The following is a 15,170-nucleotide window of genomic DNA, read 5'->3' on the forward strand; positions in this document are numbered from 1 at the left end:
CGGGGCGTGTGCGTGTCGAGATCGCGCCCGCGTGCTGGCGGCCGTTGGCCGTCACGGCGCGGTGATCGGATCGAACACGCGGACGAAACCGAAATCGGCGAAATCCTTGAGGTTGCGCGTGGCGAATTCGTCGACGCCGTGATGGCGCAGGGTCAGCGCGAGACGCGCGTCGAACAGGCGGCGACGCGCAACGCCGGGTTGCGCCGCCAGCGTCCACACCCGCTCCATCACCGGCGCGTTTTCCAGCAGCGCCCAGCGCGGGTTCCGGCGAAAATCCCGACACAGCGCCGCGGCGTCCGCCGCGCCCAGCGGTTGCGCAAGAACGGCGGGATTGCGCAGCAACTGGTACAGCTCGATCAGCACCAGCTCGCAGATGGCCACGTCGTCGCGCGCGGCGCACTCGGCAAGGAAGCGCGCCGCTGCGTCGTGCTCCGCGCAATCGCGGTTGATCGCGTAAAGCAGAAGGTTGGTGTCCACGGACAGCATCAGACGTCGTTGGCCAGTTCGCGCCAGTCGTCCGCGGCGGCACGGAACCCGCCGAGCGCGCGCGGCGCGGGCGGCTGCCACGGGGCCTGCGCCGGGCGCGGCGGGTAAATGCGCAGCATGTGTTCAAGGCCCCGCCGCACCACTTCGGCCAGGGTCATTTCCTGCTCGCTCGCCAGGCGCTTGGTGGCCTGGTACAGATCGTCGGGCAACTGGACTTGAGTTCGGATCATGAGTCAAAATTACATCTACATATATTTAATGTCAATCGGCCCGCCACGTGGCGCGAATTTTTCGCCGGTTCGACCGGCGCGGGAATGACGGGACAGAGGCAGTTTCGAGCGAGAAAGGGATTCGGGCCCTGTCCCGGGCCGGCCGACAGACGCAGCCCGACCCACGCACAGCCGACCCAAGGCGTCTTGATTGGAGCACGATTAAAATAGTACCATTTAAGTCCGATATCCCGGACCCGACGGATCCATGCTCCGCGTCAGCAAATTGACCGACTATGCGACGGTGGTGATGACCGTGCTCGCCGAGGCGCAGGCCGCGGACGCGGGCGTGCTCAGCGCGCAGGCGCTGGCCGAGCGCGCGCACCTGGAGCTGCCGACGGTGTCGAAGTTGCTCAAGCAGCTCGCCCAGGCGGAACTGGTCGAGTCGTTCCGCGGCGTCAACGGCGGCTACCGCCTCGCGCGCGCGCCCGAGCGCATCAGCCTGGCCGACATCCTCGCCGCGATGGAAGGGCCGTTCGGCATGACCGAATGCTCGGCCCACGCGGGCGCCTGCGGGCACGAGCCGCACTGCGGCGTGCGCGGCAACTGGCGGCGCGTCAGCGACGTGATCGAGACGACGCTCAAGCAGATGACGCTCGCCGACATGCGCCGGCCGCCGCCGCCGAGGCGCGCGACGATTCCGTTGCGACTGGCGACGGCGTAATTCCCCAAGGCAGCCCGATGGCCACCGAACTCATCCAGATGGAAAACGAATTCCGCCAGCGCGACGAGGCACCGTCCGGCAACGCGGCCGTCGAGGCCGCGCTCAACCGCCGCTACAGCGCCGGCTTCGTCACCGACATCGAAAGCGAAAGCCTGCCGCCGGGCTTGAGCGAGGACGTCGTGCGCGCGATCTCCGCGCGCAAGCACGAGCCCGAATGGCTGACCGAATGGCGCCTCAAGGCCTATCGCCACTGGCTGACGATGACCGAGCCGCACTGGGCCAAGCTCGACATCGAGGCTATCGATTTCCAGGCGATCAGCTACTACTCGCAGCCGAAGAACCGGCCGAAGTCGCTGGACGAGGTCGATCCCAAGCTGCTCGAAACCTACGACAAGCTCGGCGTGCCGCTGCACGAGCGCGCGCGTTTGGCCGGCGTCGCGGTCGATGCGGTGTTCGACTCGGTGTCGGTCGGCACGACGTTCCGCAAGGAGTTGGCCGAGGCCGGCGTGATCTTCTGCTCGATCAGCGAGGCCGTGCGCGAACATCCCGAGCTCGTGCGGAAATATCTCGGCAGCGTCGTGCCGCCGGGAGACAACTATTTCGCCGCGCTGAACTCGGCGGTGTTCTCCGACGGTTCGTTCGTGTTCGTGCCGAAAGGCGTGCGCTGCCCGATGGAACTGTCGACGTACTTCCGCATCAACGCGCGCGACACCGGCCAGTTCGAGCGCACACTGCTGATCGCCGAGGAGCGCGCGAGCGTGTCCTACCTCGAAGGCTGCACCGCGCCGATGCGCGACGAGAACCAGTTGCATGCGGCGGTGGTCGAACTCGTCGCGCTCGACGATGCGAACATCAAGTATTCGACCGTGCAGAACTGGTATCCGGGCGACGAGAACGGCGTCGGCGGCATCTACAACTTCGTCACCAAGCGCGGCGACTGCCGCGGCGCGCGCTCGAAGATTTCGTGGACGCAGGTCGAGACGGGATCTGCGATCACGTGGAAGTATCCGAGCTGCGTGCTGCGCGGCGACGATTCGGTCGGCGAATTCAATTCGGTCGCGCTGACGCATCACCGCCAGCAGGCCGACACCGGCACGAAGATGATCCACATCGGCCGCAATACGAAATCCAAAATCGTCTCCAAGGGTATCAGCGCGGGGCGCGGGCAGAACACGTATCGTGGCCTGGTCAAGGTCGAGAAGGGCGCCGAGGGCGCGCGCAACCATACGCAGTGCGACTCGCTGCTGATCGGCAAACAGTGCGGCGCGCACACGTTCCCGTACATCGAGGTGAAGAACCCCGTCGCGATCGTCGAGCACGAGGCGACCACGTCGAAGATTTCCGACGACCAGCTTTTCTACTGCCGTTCGCGTGGCATCGGCGAGGAAGATGCGGTGTCGATGATCGTCGACGGTTTCTGCAAGCAGGTGTTCAAGGAGCTGCCGATGGAATTCGCCGTCGAGGCGAAGAAGCTGCTCGAAGTGTCGCTCGAAGGGGCGGTGGGTTGAGCGATGGACGGTCCGGGAACAAGCCTCGCGATACGCTCGGCGCGGCGTGACGACACGGCGGTGATCCACGCACTGATCTGCGAACTTGCGGATTACGAAAAGCTGCGCCACGAAGTCGATGCGATGGAGCGCGATATCGCGCGCGACCTGTTCGGCGCGAATCCGCGCGTGTTTGCCGAAGTCGCGGAGTGGGAGGGCGAAGTCGCCGGATTCTCGCTGTGGTTCTACAACTACTCGACGTTCCGCGGCCGCCACGGCATCTATCTCGAGGATCTGTTCGTGCGCCCGCAGTTTCGCGGCCGCGGTATCGGCAAGGCGCTGATCGTGAATCTGGCGAAGCGCTGCGTGGCCGAGGGACTCGCGCGGTTTCAGTGGTCCGTGCTCGACTGGAACAAGCCGTCGATCGAGTTCTACGAGTCGCTTGGCGCGAAGCTGACGCCGGAATGGCTCGGTTGCCGGGTCGAAGGCGAGGCGTTGAAGAAGTTGGCTGTAACCGGGGGTGCGCCGTGAACGCAACAGAAAAATTGGAACGGGTCGCTCGGAAATTCCGGATTGGTGAAGAGCCGAGCCTGGTCGATGAATACGCCCATCTCAGCAATGCGCAGCGTGCACACCTGTTCCTTTCCCTGCGCCAGCGCGTGATTACGGAGCGTTATGAAACTGATCGAGGACTTGAAAGAATTTGTACGGTTGTTAGACGCCCATGACGTGAAGTACATGGTGGTGGGCGGCGCCGCCGTGAACACGCTCGGTTTTGTGCGCATGACCGAGGATTCTGGATTTCTGGCTTGAACGCAGCGAGGCGAATGCGCAGAGAACATTGGCGGCGCTCGCGGAATTCGGTTTCGAGGGCGAGTTCACGCGCGAGGATTTGCTGAATCCGAAAGCGGTGCTGATGCTCGGTCGCGTGCCGAACCGTATCGATCTGCTGACCTGGATTTCCGGTTGCGAGTTTGCGGAATGTTACCCGCGGCGTACCTACGAAAGTCTGGATGGCATCGTGGTACCCATGATTGCGCTCGAAGATTTGATCATCAACAAACGAGCGAGCGGACGGCCCAAGGATATGGCCGACATCGAAGAATTCGAGAAGCGAAAGAAGTGACATGCTGAAAATCGAAAACCTCCACGTCCGCGTCGCGGGCAAGGAAATCCTCAAGGGCCTCTCGCTCGACGTGAAAGCCGGCGAAGTGCACGCGATCATGGGGCCGAACGGGGCGGGCAAGTCGACGCTCGGCAATGTGCTGGCCGGGCGCGAAGGCTATGAGGTCACCCAGGGTTCGGTCGTCTACGACGGCAGGAATCTGCTCGAACTCGAACCCGAGGTACGCGCGGCCGAAGGCGTGTTCCTCGCGTTCCAGTATCCGGTCGAGATTCCCGGCGTCAACAACACCTATTTCCTGCGCGCCGCGCTCAATGCGCAGCGCAAGCACCGCGGCGAGCCGGAGCTCGACTCGATGCAGTTCCTGAAGAAAGTGCGCGAGAAGCTCGCCGTGCTGCACCTCAAGGACGAACTGCTGCACCGCGCGGTCAACGAAGGCTTCTCGGGCGGCGAGAAGAAGCGCAACGAGATCTTCCAGATGGCGCTGCTCGAACCCAGGCTCGCGATTCTCGACGAGACCGATTCGGGCCTCGACATCGATGCGCTCAAGATGGTCGCCGACGGCGTCAACGCGATGCGTTCGCCCGAGCGCGCGTTCCTCGTCGTGACGCACTATCAGCGCCTGCTCGACTATATCGTGCCCGACGTCGTGCACGTGCTCGCCGACGGGCGCATCGTCGAATCGGGCGACGCGGGCCTCGCGCACAAGCTCGAGGAACACGGCTACGCGTGGATCGCCGAGCGCAAGCTTGCGGGAGCGGCGTGATGGCGGCGGTTTTGCAAAAGCCCGATCTGCTCGAGGAGTTCGGCCGCGGCGACGCGCGCGCGCGCGAGGAATCGTGGCGCTACAGCAGGATGGCGCTGCGCTCGCTGGCGCAGCAGGCGTTCGCCGCCGCCGACCCGCAGGCCGAATTGCCCGAGACGCTGCGCGCGCAATTCGACTGGCAAGAGACGCGCGGCCGCCGCGTCGTCGTCGTCAACGGCGCGGTGTCCGAGCGTTATTCCGATTTCGCCGACGTCGGCGCGATGGTGACGGTCGGCGAGACCGGCGGCGCCTACGCGGTGCGCATCGACGGCAAGGTCGACGAGCCGGTGCATGTCGTCTATGTCGGCGTTCCGTCGGCGCAGCCGAGCCGTTGGCGGGTGAACACGTCGATGGTCGTCGTCAACGGCTTCGCACGCATGATCGAGCAGCATCTCGGCGTCGACGGTATCGGCGTGCTCGGATCCGTGCGCCGGCGCATCGATGTCGGCGGCGGCGCACGCCTGGAACTCGTGAGCCTGTGCGATTTGCCCGAGTCGGTTTCGCTGTATCGCCTGCTCGACGTGCGCCTCGGTGCGCAAGCGGCGCTGGCCGCGACGCATGTGCTGCTCGGCGGCCGCATGCAGCGCCTGGACATGCAGGTCGAGCTCGCCGACGAGCAGGCGCGGCTGGAATCGCGTGGCGTATTCGTGCTGCGCGGGCGGGCGCATGCCGACACGCAGCTCGACATACGCCACGTGGCGCGCGACACGGTCTGCGACGTCGTCTGGCGCGGCGTAGCCGACCAGCGCGCGCGCGGGATTTTCCACGGCGCGATCACGGTGGCTGCGGGCGCGGACGGCAGCGATGCGAAACTGTCGAACAAGAACCTGCTGCTGTCGCCGCAGGCCGAGATCGATACGCAGCCCGTGCTCGAAATCTATGCCGACGAGGTGAAGGCCGCGCACGGCGCGACGGTCGGCCAGATCGACGAGCGCGCGCTGTTCTACCTGCGCTCGCGCGGGATTCCGCTCGCCGAAGCGCGACGCATGATGGTGACGGCGTTCTGCGCGGAAGCGCTGAGCGGTATCGCCGATGCCGGGTTGCGCGAGCGACTGGCGCAGCGCATGCAGGCGGCACTGCCGTCGGAAGCCGTCGTTCCGGCAGGGACTGCCGGAACCCAGACTCCAGGGAAGGCATAGAACTGCGATTTCCCAGATTGGCATCCGTGCAGTCTGGATCCCGGCAATCCCTGCCGGGATGACAAGCAACCACCATGAACACCGACTCGAACATCTACCGTAAAGACTTCCCGATCCTCTCGCGCGAGGTGCACGGCAAACCGCTGATCTACTTCGACAACGCCAATACGGCACAGAAGCCGGTCGAGGTGATCGATGCGGTCGACCGCTTCTACCGCGAGACGAACGCCAACGTTGCGCGCGCGGTGCACGCGCTCGGCGAGGCGGCGACGTCGGCGTACGAGAGTGCGCGCGACAAGCTCGCGCGCTTCATCAATGCCGGTTCGCGCGACGAGGTGATCTTCACCAGCGGCACGACGCAGGCGATCAACACGGTCGCCTACGGCTTCGCGCTGCCGCGCCTGCAGCCCGGCGACGAGATCCTCGTCACGACGATGGAACACCACGCCAACATCGTGCCGTGGCAGCTCGTCGCGGCGCGCACGGGCGCGAAGGTGGTCGCCGCGCCGATCACGCAGGGCGGCGAGCTGATCGTCGAGGAATTCGTCGCGCGCCTCACTCCGCGCGTAAAACTCGCCGGCGTGACCCACGTGTCGAACGTACTCGGCACGATCAATCCGGTGCGCGAGTTGGCGAAGGCTTGCCGTTCGCGCGGCATTCCGCTGCTCGTCGACGGCTCGCAGGCCGCGCCGCACCTGACCGTCGACGTGCAGGCGCTAGGCTGCGATTTCTACGCGCTGACCGGACACAAGCTGTACGGCCCGACCGGCACCGGCGTGCTCTGGGCGCGCAAGGAACTGCTCGCGGAGATGCCGCCGTTCTTCGGTGGCGGCGAGATGATCCGCACGGTCGGCTTCGACGGCACGACGTTCGCCGACGCGCCGCACAAGTTCGAGGCCGGCACGCCGAACATCGCCGGCTTCGTCGGCCTCGGCGCGGCGATCGACTACGTGAACCGCGTCGGCCTCGACACGATCGGCGCGATCGAGCGCGAACTCGCCGCTCATATGACCGCTGCGCTCAAGTCGGTGCCGGGTCTGCGTCTGTTCGGCGAGGCGAAGGAGAAGGCCGCGGTGTTCTCGTTCCTGATCGACGGCGTGCACGCGCACGACCTCGCGACGCTGCTCGACCACGAAGGCGTCGCCGTGCGCTCGGGCCACCATTGCGCGCATCCGCTGATGCAGTTCTACGGCGTGCCGGCGACGGCGCGCGCCTCGCTCGCGTTCTACAACACGCGCGAGGAGATCGATGCGTTCGTCGCGGCGATCGCCAAGGTGCGCAGGCTGCTGGCGTAATTTTCACGCCGGCGCAGGCGAAGCGGGACAAAAGAATTTTTCAATCGCATTGGGCAGCTTGAACGCCGCTCGATTCGTTTTCGTGTCGCTCGCGCTCTCGCCATGTCCTGAAGAGTATGGGGCGTTTCATGGCATGTCTCCCATGGGGGTTCGGATCATGGCGGACGCGGTGCCGATGCGCGGTTGCCGCCGGGTCTTTTGCAGTCGTTCGGCGGCCATTTTGAGAATATAAATTCTAAAATATTGCAAATTGGAAATTTTGTTCGTATGCTATGGCGCGTTTCATAACAGGCGGATTCCATCGCCATCAGCCGTCGACATCCTCGGGAGGGATCAACATGCAGTATCTTCGTAGAAACACGCTGGCGCTTTGCGTCATCGCCAGCCTGGGCCTGGCTTCAGCCAACGCGTCTGCGCAGGACACCGCCGGCGGCGTCTCCGCCGCTCAGGCCGGCGCGGTGGCCGGTGCCGACCAGAAGAAGAGCGCGCAACTGGGCGAAATCACGGTTTCCGCAAACACGGTGGATACGCTGGCACCGAGCGCGGCGCCGCTGCAGGCCACCCAGCCGACCTCGGTGATCGACGAACGTTTCATCCGCGATGGCCTGCGCTTCAACGCCAATTTCGACGACATCATCAAGTACGCGCCGAGCGTGACCACGACCTCCCCCGAAGGCCCGGGCATGGGCAAGAACGAGGGAATGAGCATCCGCGGCTTCCAGGACGGCCAGTTCAACATCACCTTCGACGGGATTCCGTTCGGCGACGCCTCGGACCTGCACCATACGACGTCGGCCTACTTCACCAATCACGTTCTGGGCCAAGCCGAAATCGATCGCGGACCGGGCAGCGCCTCGACCTTGGGCAACGCGACGTTCGGCGGCACGATCGGGCTGCGTTCGCGCAATCCCAGCGACGATCCGGGCGTGACGGCCTACATCACCGGCGGCGTCTGGAACACCTGGGCGGTCGGCGCGAATATCGACGAGAACCTCAGCGACAAGACGAAATTGTTCGCCGACATCTCGAAAGAAGCGAGCGACACGTACCTGAAAGGCACGAACGACAAGCGCGAGCACATCTTCCTCAAGACAGTCACCGAATTCAGCGACGACACCTCGCTCACGTTCGTGACCGGATATAACCGCGAGCATCAGAACACCGTGCAGGGCGTGAGCCTGGACGAGATCGCCACTTACGGCTGGCGCTTCGGTCTCGGCAACGATCCGAGCGTGCAGAATTACTGGGGCTACAACAACGCCGCCTACTATTCGAGCTTCACCTATCTCGGCCTGAAGACCACGCTGGCCGACTGGAGCGTCGACAACAAGGTCTACTACAACACGTTCGACCACTGGTCGAACAAGGCCAAGGACGCGACCGACATCGATCCGACCCACGTCGGCGTGACGTTCTACAATTCCGCCGGCAAGAAAGTCAGCACGGCACCGGGCGATGTGGCCGGCAACACGGCAGACGCCGGTTTCCGCGCGTTCGGCGACGTGTTGCGATTGGGGCACGATCTCGGCCCGGGCGAATTGCAGGCCGGCGTATGGCTGGAGCGCAATCTCGACGGGCGCTACCAGATTCCGAAGGATCTGACCACGGGCGAGATGACCTGGAGCAAGTACGGTTACCAGTATTCATATCAGATCAATGACCGCACGGACACGTTCCAGCCTTACGTGCAGTACGACTGGAAGGTGACGAATACCTTGACCGTGAGCCCCGGCGTGCGCTATTCGGAAGTGACGCGCATCATCGACGCGCCGCTCAACAAGTCCACCCCGCCCGCGCCGCTATACGCGCAATCGACCTACAGCGACGTGCTGCCCTCGATCACCGCGCACGAGCAATTCAGCGACGAATGGGCGGCTTACGCCCAGGCGGCGAAAGGCTTCCTGGCGCCGCCGATTGCGGTGATCGAAACCAACGGCAACGAGTCGCTGTCGCCGGAAACGACGATGAATTATCAGCTGGGCACCAACTATGCCTCGAAGAAATTCACCTTCGGCGCCGACGTCTACTACATCGATTTCTCCAACTTCATCACCGAGACCCAGGTTGCCACCGATGTCGGCAACCAGAACACTTACGTCAATGCCGGCGGTGCCATCTACAAGGGACTCGAGGTGGAAGCCACCTATGCGCTGACCAACACCTTCAGCCTGTACGCCAACGCGAGCTACAACAAGGCGACCTACAAGAACACCAGCGTGCGGGTGGCGGCGGCGCCGACGCTGACCTCGGCGCTGGGCCTGTTGTACAGCGGCTTCCAGGGATTCTACGGCTCGCTGATGACCAAATTCGTCAATTCGCAGTATGGTTACGACAATACGACCGACGCGAACGGTGACACCGTGTTCCTCAACGGCGCGAAGATTCCCTCGTACTTGAGCACGGATTTCGCGTTCGGCTATCGTACCGAGCATGGACCGTTCGGGACCAAGGGGTTCTCCGCGAGCGTCGACATCAACAACATCTTCAACGTGCACAAGATCACCGGCTGGGCCGGAAACCAGTCGGTGAGCGGCGACGATCTGTATTGGGGATTGCCAGGACGCGGCGTGTTCTTCGACATATCGATGAAATTCTAGTCCTTGCCCCACGCGCTACGGACGGCAGGGCGGGCGGCGATCCGGACCGAGGCCGGCGCAATGCGCCGATGTCTCCGGGATCGAGGATCGCCGATGTCCGTGTCAGAATCGATGTGAAGAGGTGGCCGGTGGCGAATTTTCGATTGACCGTTGTGAAGCTGATCGCGTCGTGCGCGCTGGCCGCGGTGCTTCCGTTTTCCGTCCAGGCCGATGGCGGCGACGGATTGAAACTCGAGCGCGTGGTCATGCTGATGCGGCATGGCGTGCGTTCGCCGACCCAGGCCCAGGTGACGCCGGACGGCACGGCCGACCGGCCATGGCCGAAATGGCCGGTCGATTACGGCGAATTGACGCCGCACGGTTACGCCGCGGTCAAGCTGCTCGGCGCGTGGGATCGCACGAACTGGGCCGCGCGCGGCCTGCTGCCGGCGCAGGGATGCCCGGACGCGCGCGACATCGCCGTCTCGGCCAGTGCCAAGCAACGCACCCAGGACACCGCGCGCGCGCTGCTTGAGGGCATGGCGCTGGGCTGCAACATCGGCGTCACCGCTCCGAAAAGCAAGAAGGATGACGTCGAGTTCCATTCGCTGGAATCGGCGGCCGTGCCGTTCGATGCCCGCGAAGCATTGCGCGCCGCGCAGGCGCGCATGCCGGCAGGCGGCATGGAGGCGGAAGTGCGCCGCCACGCCGAACTGTTCGCGTTGCTCAATCGCGCGCTGGGTTGCTGCTCGCAGGCTTTCTGCAAGGCCGACGGCAAGGCGAAGTCGTGCGACATCTCGCAAATGCCGGCCGGGCTGAAGGGCGGGGAAGACGGCGCGCCTTCGATCGGCGAGCCGTTCGATGTCGCCTCGACCGCCGCACAAACCTTCCTGCTCGAATACCTCGAGGGCATGCCGAAGCAGGACGTGGCCTGGGGCCGGCTGGGGCGCGCAGACATCGAACGCCTGCTCCAGTTCCACTCGCTCAAGTACGTCTACGAAGCGCGCACTCCCTACATCGCGGCGCGCGGCGCCTCGCTGTTGATGGCGCACATGCTCCAGGCGATGGAGAACGGTCCGAAGCTGACCGTCCTCGCCGGACACGACACCAACATCGCGCTGCTCGGCGGCTTCCTCGACCTGCATTGGAAAATTCCGTCGTATCCGGATGACGATCCGCCGCCGGGCGGCGCCCTCGGATTCGAGATTCTCTCGGATGCCGCCGGCACGCGTTACGTCCGCGCCTTCTATCGCGTGCAGACGATGGACCAGATTCGCGAGTTGCAACCGTTGGATCGGAAAAACGCGCCGGATTATGTTTATCTGGACATCCCCGGTTGCGCGAAGCGGTGCCTGCTCGACGATTTCGTCAAGCAGGTGCGCGCGAAACTGGTCGCGCCTGCCGGCAACGCCGGGTCGAACAGCGGCGACATTTCCTATTCGACGAAGACGCCCTACGCGCCGCAGCAGGATCCGGCGACTTATCAGAAGCCGCCCGCGGGATTCGCCCCCGTGCTCGTCGAGCACGTGGCGCGGCATGGGTCGCGCGCGATGACAAGCGCGAAGAGCGGCGACCTGTCGCTGCGGATTCTGGGAAAAGGCGCAGGCGGAAGGTGCGCTCACGCCGCTGGGTGAGGCGTTCGGCCCGGTGGTGAAGGAGATCCTCGCGGCGAACGAAAAGCTCGGCTACGGCAACCTGTCGGCGCGCGGCATGCGCGAACACCGCGAGATGGCCGTGCGCGTGGCGCAGCGCCAGCCTGGATTGTTCAAGCGCATCGCCGAGCGCTCCGAGCGCATCGACATCGTCTCCTCGGGCAAGGACCGCGCGGTGGACAGCGCGCGCAATTTCGCCGAAAGCCTGGCGGCGCAGTCGCCGGTCATTGCCGCGCGCATCGGTGCGGTGCGCACGGACGCGGATCTGCTGTATTTCCACAGATCGGCGAAGAACGCGGATTACCAGGCCTACCTCGCCGACGATCCGCAGCTGCATGCGGCGGAGAAACGCCTGCGCGGCCTCGAACCGATCCACCGGGTGGCGCGCCACCTGCTCGAACGCCTCTACAAGGCCGCCTTCGTCGACGAACTCGTCGCGGGCAAGCTGGCTTTCGCCGACGCGGCCAAGGACAAAGGCAAGAACAAGGGCGGCGTGGAGCATCCGGTCGACGAACTCGGCGCGGCCGTCGCCGTCTACGATCTCTATCAGATTGCGCCGGGCATGAGCGGGGAAGGCGACTGGGACATGCCGCGTTTCGTCACGCGTGAAGACGCCGACGCTTTCGCCTGGTTCGACGACGCGCAAAGCTTCTACGAGAAAGGGCCGGGATTCCAGGGCCGCGACATCACTTATCGCATGGCCGGCGTGCTGCTCGACGATTTCTTCGCCAAGGTCGACGATGCGATCGCCGCGCGCGGCAACCTCGGCGCGGTCTTCCGCTTCACCCACGCCGAGGACGTCATTCCGCTGGCGGCGTTGATGCGGCTGCCCGGCAGCACGAAGCAGAATGCCGTCGACCAGCTTTTCGATTATGCCAACAATCCTTGGCGCGGCGCGTACGTTGCGCCGCTCGGCGCGAACGTGCAATGGGATGTGTTCAGCGACGGCAAGCGCTATCTCGTGCGCATGCTCTACGACGAGAAGGAAACCGCGTTCAAGGACGGCTGCGAGCCGATTTCCGCCGGCAGCTTCTTCTACGACTACGGTGAATTGCGACGCTGTTTCGATCGTCCTGCCGCAGCCGGCAAGTAAGCGGTTTCCGCGCGTGCGAAGGGGCATCGCAAAGCTTGCGGCGAAAATCTTCCTGGCGTCGGGCCTGGTCGCCGCCGCCGCGCATGCCGAGGGAGAAAAGATCGTCGCCAGCTTCCACAGCATGGCCGAGCCGTTCTTCGTCGAGATGGCCAAGCAGGCGCGGCTTGAAGCGAAGCGGCTGGGCATTCGCCTCGTCATCGTCGACGGACAATCCTCCTCGCCGGAGCAGACGGCCAACATCGAGATCGCGGTGACGCAGGAGGTCGCCGGCATCGTCATGGCGCCGCAGGATGCGAGCGCGCTGGCCTATGCGGCGGACGAGGCGATCGCGGACAACATTCCGCTCATCACGGTCGACCGCAGTTTGATCGGTACCTCGAAGCCCGTGCCGCACGTCGGCGCGGACAACGTCGCCGGCGGCCGCATGATGGCCGAACTGGCGGGCAGGACGTTTCCCGATGGCGCGAGCATCGTCCTCCTGCTCGGGATGCCCGGCAGCAGTTCGGCGGACGATCGCGCGCGCGGCATGCACGAGGCGATCGCCCGGCTCGGGCCGAAATACCGCATCGTCGCCGAGCAGCCGGCGAACTGGGCGCGCGACCAAGGCCTCACCGTGACGCAGAACATCCTCACCGCGCTGGCCGGGCATCCGCCCGATATCATCCTTGCCGCGAACGACGACATGGCGCTCGGCGCGCTGGAGGCGATTTCCCAGGCGGGGCTGCGCAGCGCTGGCATCAAGGTGGTCGGCTTCGACGCGACGCCCGATGCGCTGGCCCGCGTGAAGAGCGGCGAGATGCTGGCCACGGTGGAGCAGGATCCGGGGCGCCAGATTCGCATGGCGCTCGGCGAACTCGTGGCGAACATCCGCGACAAGACGCCGATGCGCACCGTCGCGATCCAGCCGATCCTGATTTTTCGCGACAATCTCAACGATGCTGCGCGCATAGGCGAGGTGCGATGATGGCGCCTTCCGGTTTGCGATCGCGCGGGGCGGCCGCATGACTTCCGAACTGCTGCTCGTCGAGGACTTGCACAAGTCCTTCCCCGGAGTGAAGGCGCTGGCCGGCGTGCGGCTCGCGGTCGAGCGCGGCGAGGTGCATGCCTTGCTCGGCGAGAACGGCGCCGGCAAGTCGACGCTGCTGAAAGTGCTCGCCGGCGCGCAAGCGGCGGACGGCGGCAGCATGGTGTTCGACGGCCAGGCGCTGCATCCGCGCGACACGCCGCGCCAGCGCCAGCATGCCGGCATCGTTACGATCTACCAGGAGTTCAACCTGCTGCCGGCGTTGTCGGTGGCCGAGAACATGCGCATCGGCCGCGAGCCGGTGCGCGGCGGCCTGATCGACTGGAAGAAAATGTTCGCCGACGCGCAGGCACTGCTCGACGGCATGGGACTCGACCTCGATGCCGGAACCGAAGTGAAGCGCCTCTCGGTCGGCCGGCAGCAGATGGTGGAGATCGCCAAGGCGCTGACTTTGCAGGCGAAGCTCATCGTGATGGACGAACCGACCGCGGCCTTGTCCGCGCGCGAGGTGGACACGCTGCACGCCATCGTGCGCACTCTCAAAGCCCGCGGCGTCAGCGTCGTCTACGTTTCGCACCGGCTCGGCGAGGTGAAGGACATCTGCGACCGCTACACCGTGCTGCGCGACGGCAGGTACGTGGTTTCCGGCGCGGTCGCCGACGTGACCGTTGCCGATCTCGTGCGCAGCATGGTCGGCCGCGACGTCGAGGTGCTGCGGCGCACGTCGGCGCGGCCCGCGGCGGAGGCGCCGGTCGCCGCGCTGAAAGCCGAGCGGATCACGCGGCGCAGCACCGCGGGCAGCGCGCTGAAGCTGCACGACATGTCGATCGAGGTGCGGCGCGGCGAAATCCTCGGCTTCGCCGGCCTGGTCGGCGCAGGGCGCACCGAACTTGCGCGCGTGATCTTCGGCGCGGACGCCTGCGAATCGGGCGCGATCTATCTCGGCGGCGCGCGGCTGGAACGCCTGCAGTCGCCGCGCGACGCGCTGCGCAACGGCATCACGCTGGTGCCCGAGGACCGCAAGCAGCAGGGCTGTTTCCTGTGTTACTCGATTCGCAGCAACCTGACCCTGCCAAGCCTCGCGCGCCTGCGCAAATGGGGCGTATTCATCGACGAGGCGCGCGAAAGGGAATTGCTCGAACACTATCGCCGGCGCCTGAAGATCAAGATGACCGACGGCGCGGCCGCGATCGGCACGCTGTCCGGCGGCAACCAGCAGAAGGTGCTGCTCGCGCGCTGCATGGCGCTCAAGCCCGGCGTGCTCATCGTCGACGAGCCGACGCGCGGCATCGACATCGGCGCCAAGGTCGAAGTGCACCAGGCGCTGTTCGCGCTGGCCGACGAAGGCGTCGCCGTGATCGCGATTTCGTCGGAGCTGCCCGAAGTCATGGCGATCAGCGATCGCATCGCCACCTTCCGCGCGGGGCGCATCACCGGCGTCGTGTCCGCCGCCGACGCCAGCGAGGAAAAACTCATGAGCCTGATGGCGTTCGGTGCGGACGAGGCTTCCGCCGCGGACGCTGCGGCTTCCCCTTCGATTCAACGGTGAAATCCGCC

At 65.3% G+C, this 15,170-nt stretch carries 15 protein-coding genes; 13 read left to right on the forward strand and 2 right to left on the reverse strand.

Annotation, left to right across the window (positions count from 1 at the left end):
- Positions 1-51: 51 nt before the first annotated feature.
- Positions 52-486, reverse strand: coding sequence for a TA system VapC family ribonuclease toxin (locus QM741_RS10415; protein ID WP_415207636.1), 435 nt, complete (start codon positions 484-486; stop codon positions 52-54).
- Positions 486-716 (reverse strand): hypothetical protein, encoded by a 231-nt coding sequence (locus tag QM741_RS10420; RefSeq protein WP_415207637.1) that lies wholly within the window; start codon positions 714-716, stop codon positions 486-488. Before QM741_RS10420 ends, QM741_RS10415 begins: the two co-directional genes overlap by 1 nt.
- Before the next feature lie 247 nt (positions 717-963).
- On the opposite strand from QM741_RS10420, the gene QM741_RS10425 reads away from it, so the two are divergent.
- The 13 genes from QM741_RS10425 to QM741_RS10485 all read left to right on the forward strand — a co-directional run bounded on the left by QM741_RS10425 (position 964) and on the right by QM741_RS10485 (position 15,162).
- Positions 964-1,419, forward strand: a complete 456-nt coding sequence (locus QM741_RS10425) for an SUF system Fe-S cluster assembly regulator (RefSeq protein ID WP_415207638.1) — start codon at positions 964-966, stop codon at positions 1,417-1,419.
- A 38-nt stretch (positions 1,420-1,457) separates the two neighbouring features.
- On the forward strand, positions 1,458-2,927 hold the full coding sequence (gene sufB / locus QM741_RS10430) for a Fe-S cluster assembly protein SufB (RefSeq protein ID WP_415209109.1): 1,470 nt from the start codon (positions 1,458-1,460) through the stop codon (positions 2,925-2,927).
- A gap of 3 nt (positions 2,928-2,930) precedes the next feature.
- Positions 2,931-3,437 carry a GNAT family N-acetyltransferase gene (locus QM741_RS10435; RefSeq protein ID WP_415207639.1) on the forward strand — a complete coding sequence of 169 codons (507 nt, stop codon included), beginning with the start codon at positions 2,931-2,933 and terminating at the stop codon, positions 3,435-3,437.
- A 144-nt stretch (positions 3,438-3,581) separates the two neighbouring features.
- Positions 3,582-3,719, forward strand: coding sequence for a hypothetical protein (locus QM741_RS10440; protein ID WP_415207640.1), 138 nt, complete (start codon positions 3,582-3,584; stop codon positions 3,717-3,719).
- 28 nt (positions 3,720-3,747) lie between these two features.
- Entirely contained in the window at positions 3,748-4,032 is a 285-nt protein-coding gene (locus tag QM741_RS10445) for a hypothetical protein (RefSeq protein ID WP_415207641.1), read from the forward strand.
- Between the two features lies 1 nt (position 4,033).
- Entirely contained in the window at positions 4,034-4,795 is a 762-nt protein-coding gene (gene sufC / locus QM741_RS10450; protein ID WP_415207642.1) for a Fe-S cluster assembly ATPase SufC, read from the forward strand.
- The gene (gene sufD / locus QM741_RS10455) at positions 4,795-5,973 is read left to right on the forward strand and encodes a Fe-S cluster assembly protein SufD (RefSeq protein WP_415207643.1); all 1,179 of its coding nucleotides are present in this window, start codon (positions 4,795-4,797) and stop codon (positions 5,971-5,973) included. The genes sufC and sufD overlap by 1 nt, the downstream gene beginning before the upstream one ends.
- A 74-nt stretch (positions 5,974-6,047) precedes the next feature.
- Positions 6,048-7,268 (forward strand): aminotransferase class V-fold PLP-dependent enzyme, encoded by a 1,221-nt coding sequence (locus QM741_RS10460; RefSeq protein WP_415207644.1) that lies wholly within the window; start codon positions 6,048-6,050, stop codon positions 7,266-7,268.
- A 338-nt stretch (positions 7,269-7,606) separates the two neighbouring features.
- Positions 7,607-9,865: a TonB-dependent receptor gene (locus QM741_RS10465; RefSeq protein WP_415207645.1), complete on the forward strand. Its 2,259-nt coding sequence runs from the start codon at positions 7,607-7,609 to the stop codon at positions 9,863-9,865.
- 152 nt (positions 9,866-10,017) lie between these two features.
- Positions 10,018-11,478: a histidine-type phosphatase gene (locus tag QM741_RS10470; protein ID WP_415209110.1), complete on the forward strand. Its 1,461-nt coding sequence runs from the start codon at positions 10,018-10,020 to the stop codon at positions 11,476-11,478.
- A gap of 13 nt (positions 11,479-11,491) precedes the next feature.
- Positions 11,492-12,589 carry a histidine-type phosphatase gene (locus QM741_RS10475; protein ID WP_415207646.1) on the forward strand — a complete coding sequence of 366 codons (1,098 nt, stop codon included), beginning with the start codon at positions 11,492-11,494 and terminating at the stop codon, positions 12,587-12,589.
- Positions 12,590-12,602: 13 nt separating this feature from the next.
- Complete coding sequence (locus tag QM741_RS10480; protein ID WP_415207647.1) at positions 12,603-13,553, forward strand: substrate-binding domain-containing protein; 951 nt, start codon at positions 12,603-12,605, stop codon at positions 13,551-13,553.
- 37 nt (positions 13,554-13,590) lie between these two features.
- Entirely contained in the window at positions 13,591-15,162 is a 1,572-nt protein-coding gene (locus QM741_RS10485) for a sugar ABC transporter ATP-binding protein (RefSeq protein ID WP_415207648.1), read from the forward strand.
- Positions 15,163-15,170: the final 8 nt, after the last annotated feature.

It is taken from the genome of Rudaea sp. (genome assembly GCF_047601565.1).
GTDB lineage: Bacteria > Pseudomonadota > Gammaproteobacteria > Xanthomonadales > Rhodanobacteraceae > Rudaea.

Excerpts from the sequence above, each read along its gene's own strand:
- QM741_RS10435 (WP_415207639.1), top strand. The coding sequence starts at position 2,931 with ATGGACGGTCCGGGAACAAGCCTCGCGATACGCTCGGCGCGGCGTGAC.
- QM741_RS10440 (WP_415207640.1), top strand. The coding sequence starts at position 3,582 with ATGAAACTGATCGAGGACTTGAAAGAATTTGTACGGTTGTTAGACGCC.
- QM741_RS10465 (WP_415207645.1), top strand. The coding sequence starts at position 7,607 with ATGCAGTATCTTCGTAGAAACACGCTGGCGCTTTGCGTCATCGCCAGC.
- sufD (WP_415207643.1), top strand. The coding sequence starts at position 4,795 with ATGGCGGCGGTTTTGCAAAAGCCCGATCTGCTCGAGGAGTTCGGCCGC.
- QM741_RS10460 (WP_415207644.1), top strand. The coding sequence starts at position 6,048 with ATGAACACCGACTCGAACATCTACCGTAAAGACTTCCCGATCCTCTCG.
- sufC (WP_415207642.1), top strand. The coding sequence starts at position 4,034 with ATGCTGAAAATCGAAAACCTCCACGTCCGCGTCGCGGGCAAGGAAATC.
- QM741_RS10485 (WP_415207648.1), top strand. The coding sequence starts at position 13,591 with ATGACTTCCGAACTGCTGCTCGTCGAGGACTTGCACAAGTCCTTCCCC.
- QM741_RS10415 (WP_415207636.1), bottom strand. The coding sequence starts at position 486 with ATGCTGTCCGTGGACACCAACCTTCTGCTTTACGCGATCAACCGCGAT.
- QM741_RS10420 (WP_415207637.1), bottom strand. The coding sequence starts at position 716 with ATGATCCGAACTCAAGTCCAGTTGCCCGACGATCTGTACCAGGCCACC.
- QM741_RS10425 (WP_415207638.1), top strand. The coding sequence starts at position 964 with ATGCTCCGCGTCAGCAAATTGACCGACTATGCGACGGTGGTGATGACC.
- sufB (WP_415209109.1), top strand. The coding sequence starts at position 1,458 with ATGGAAAACGAATTCCGCCAGCGCGACGAGGCACCGTCCGGCAACGCG.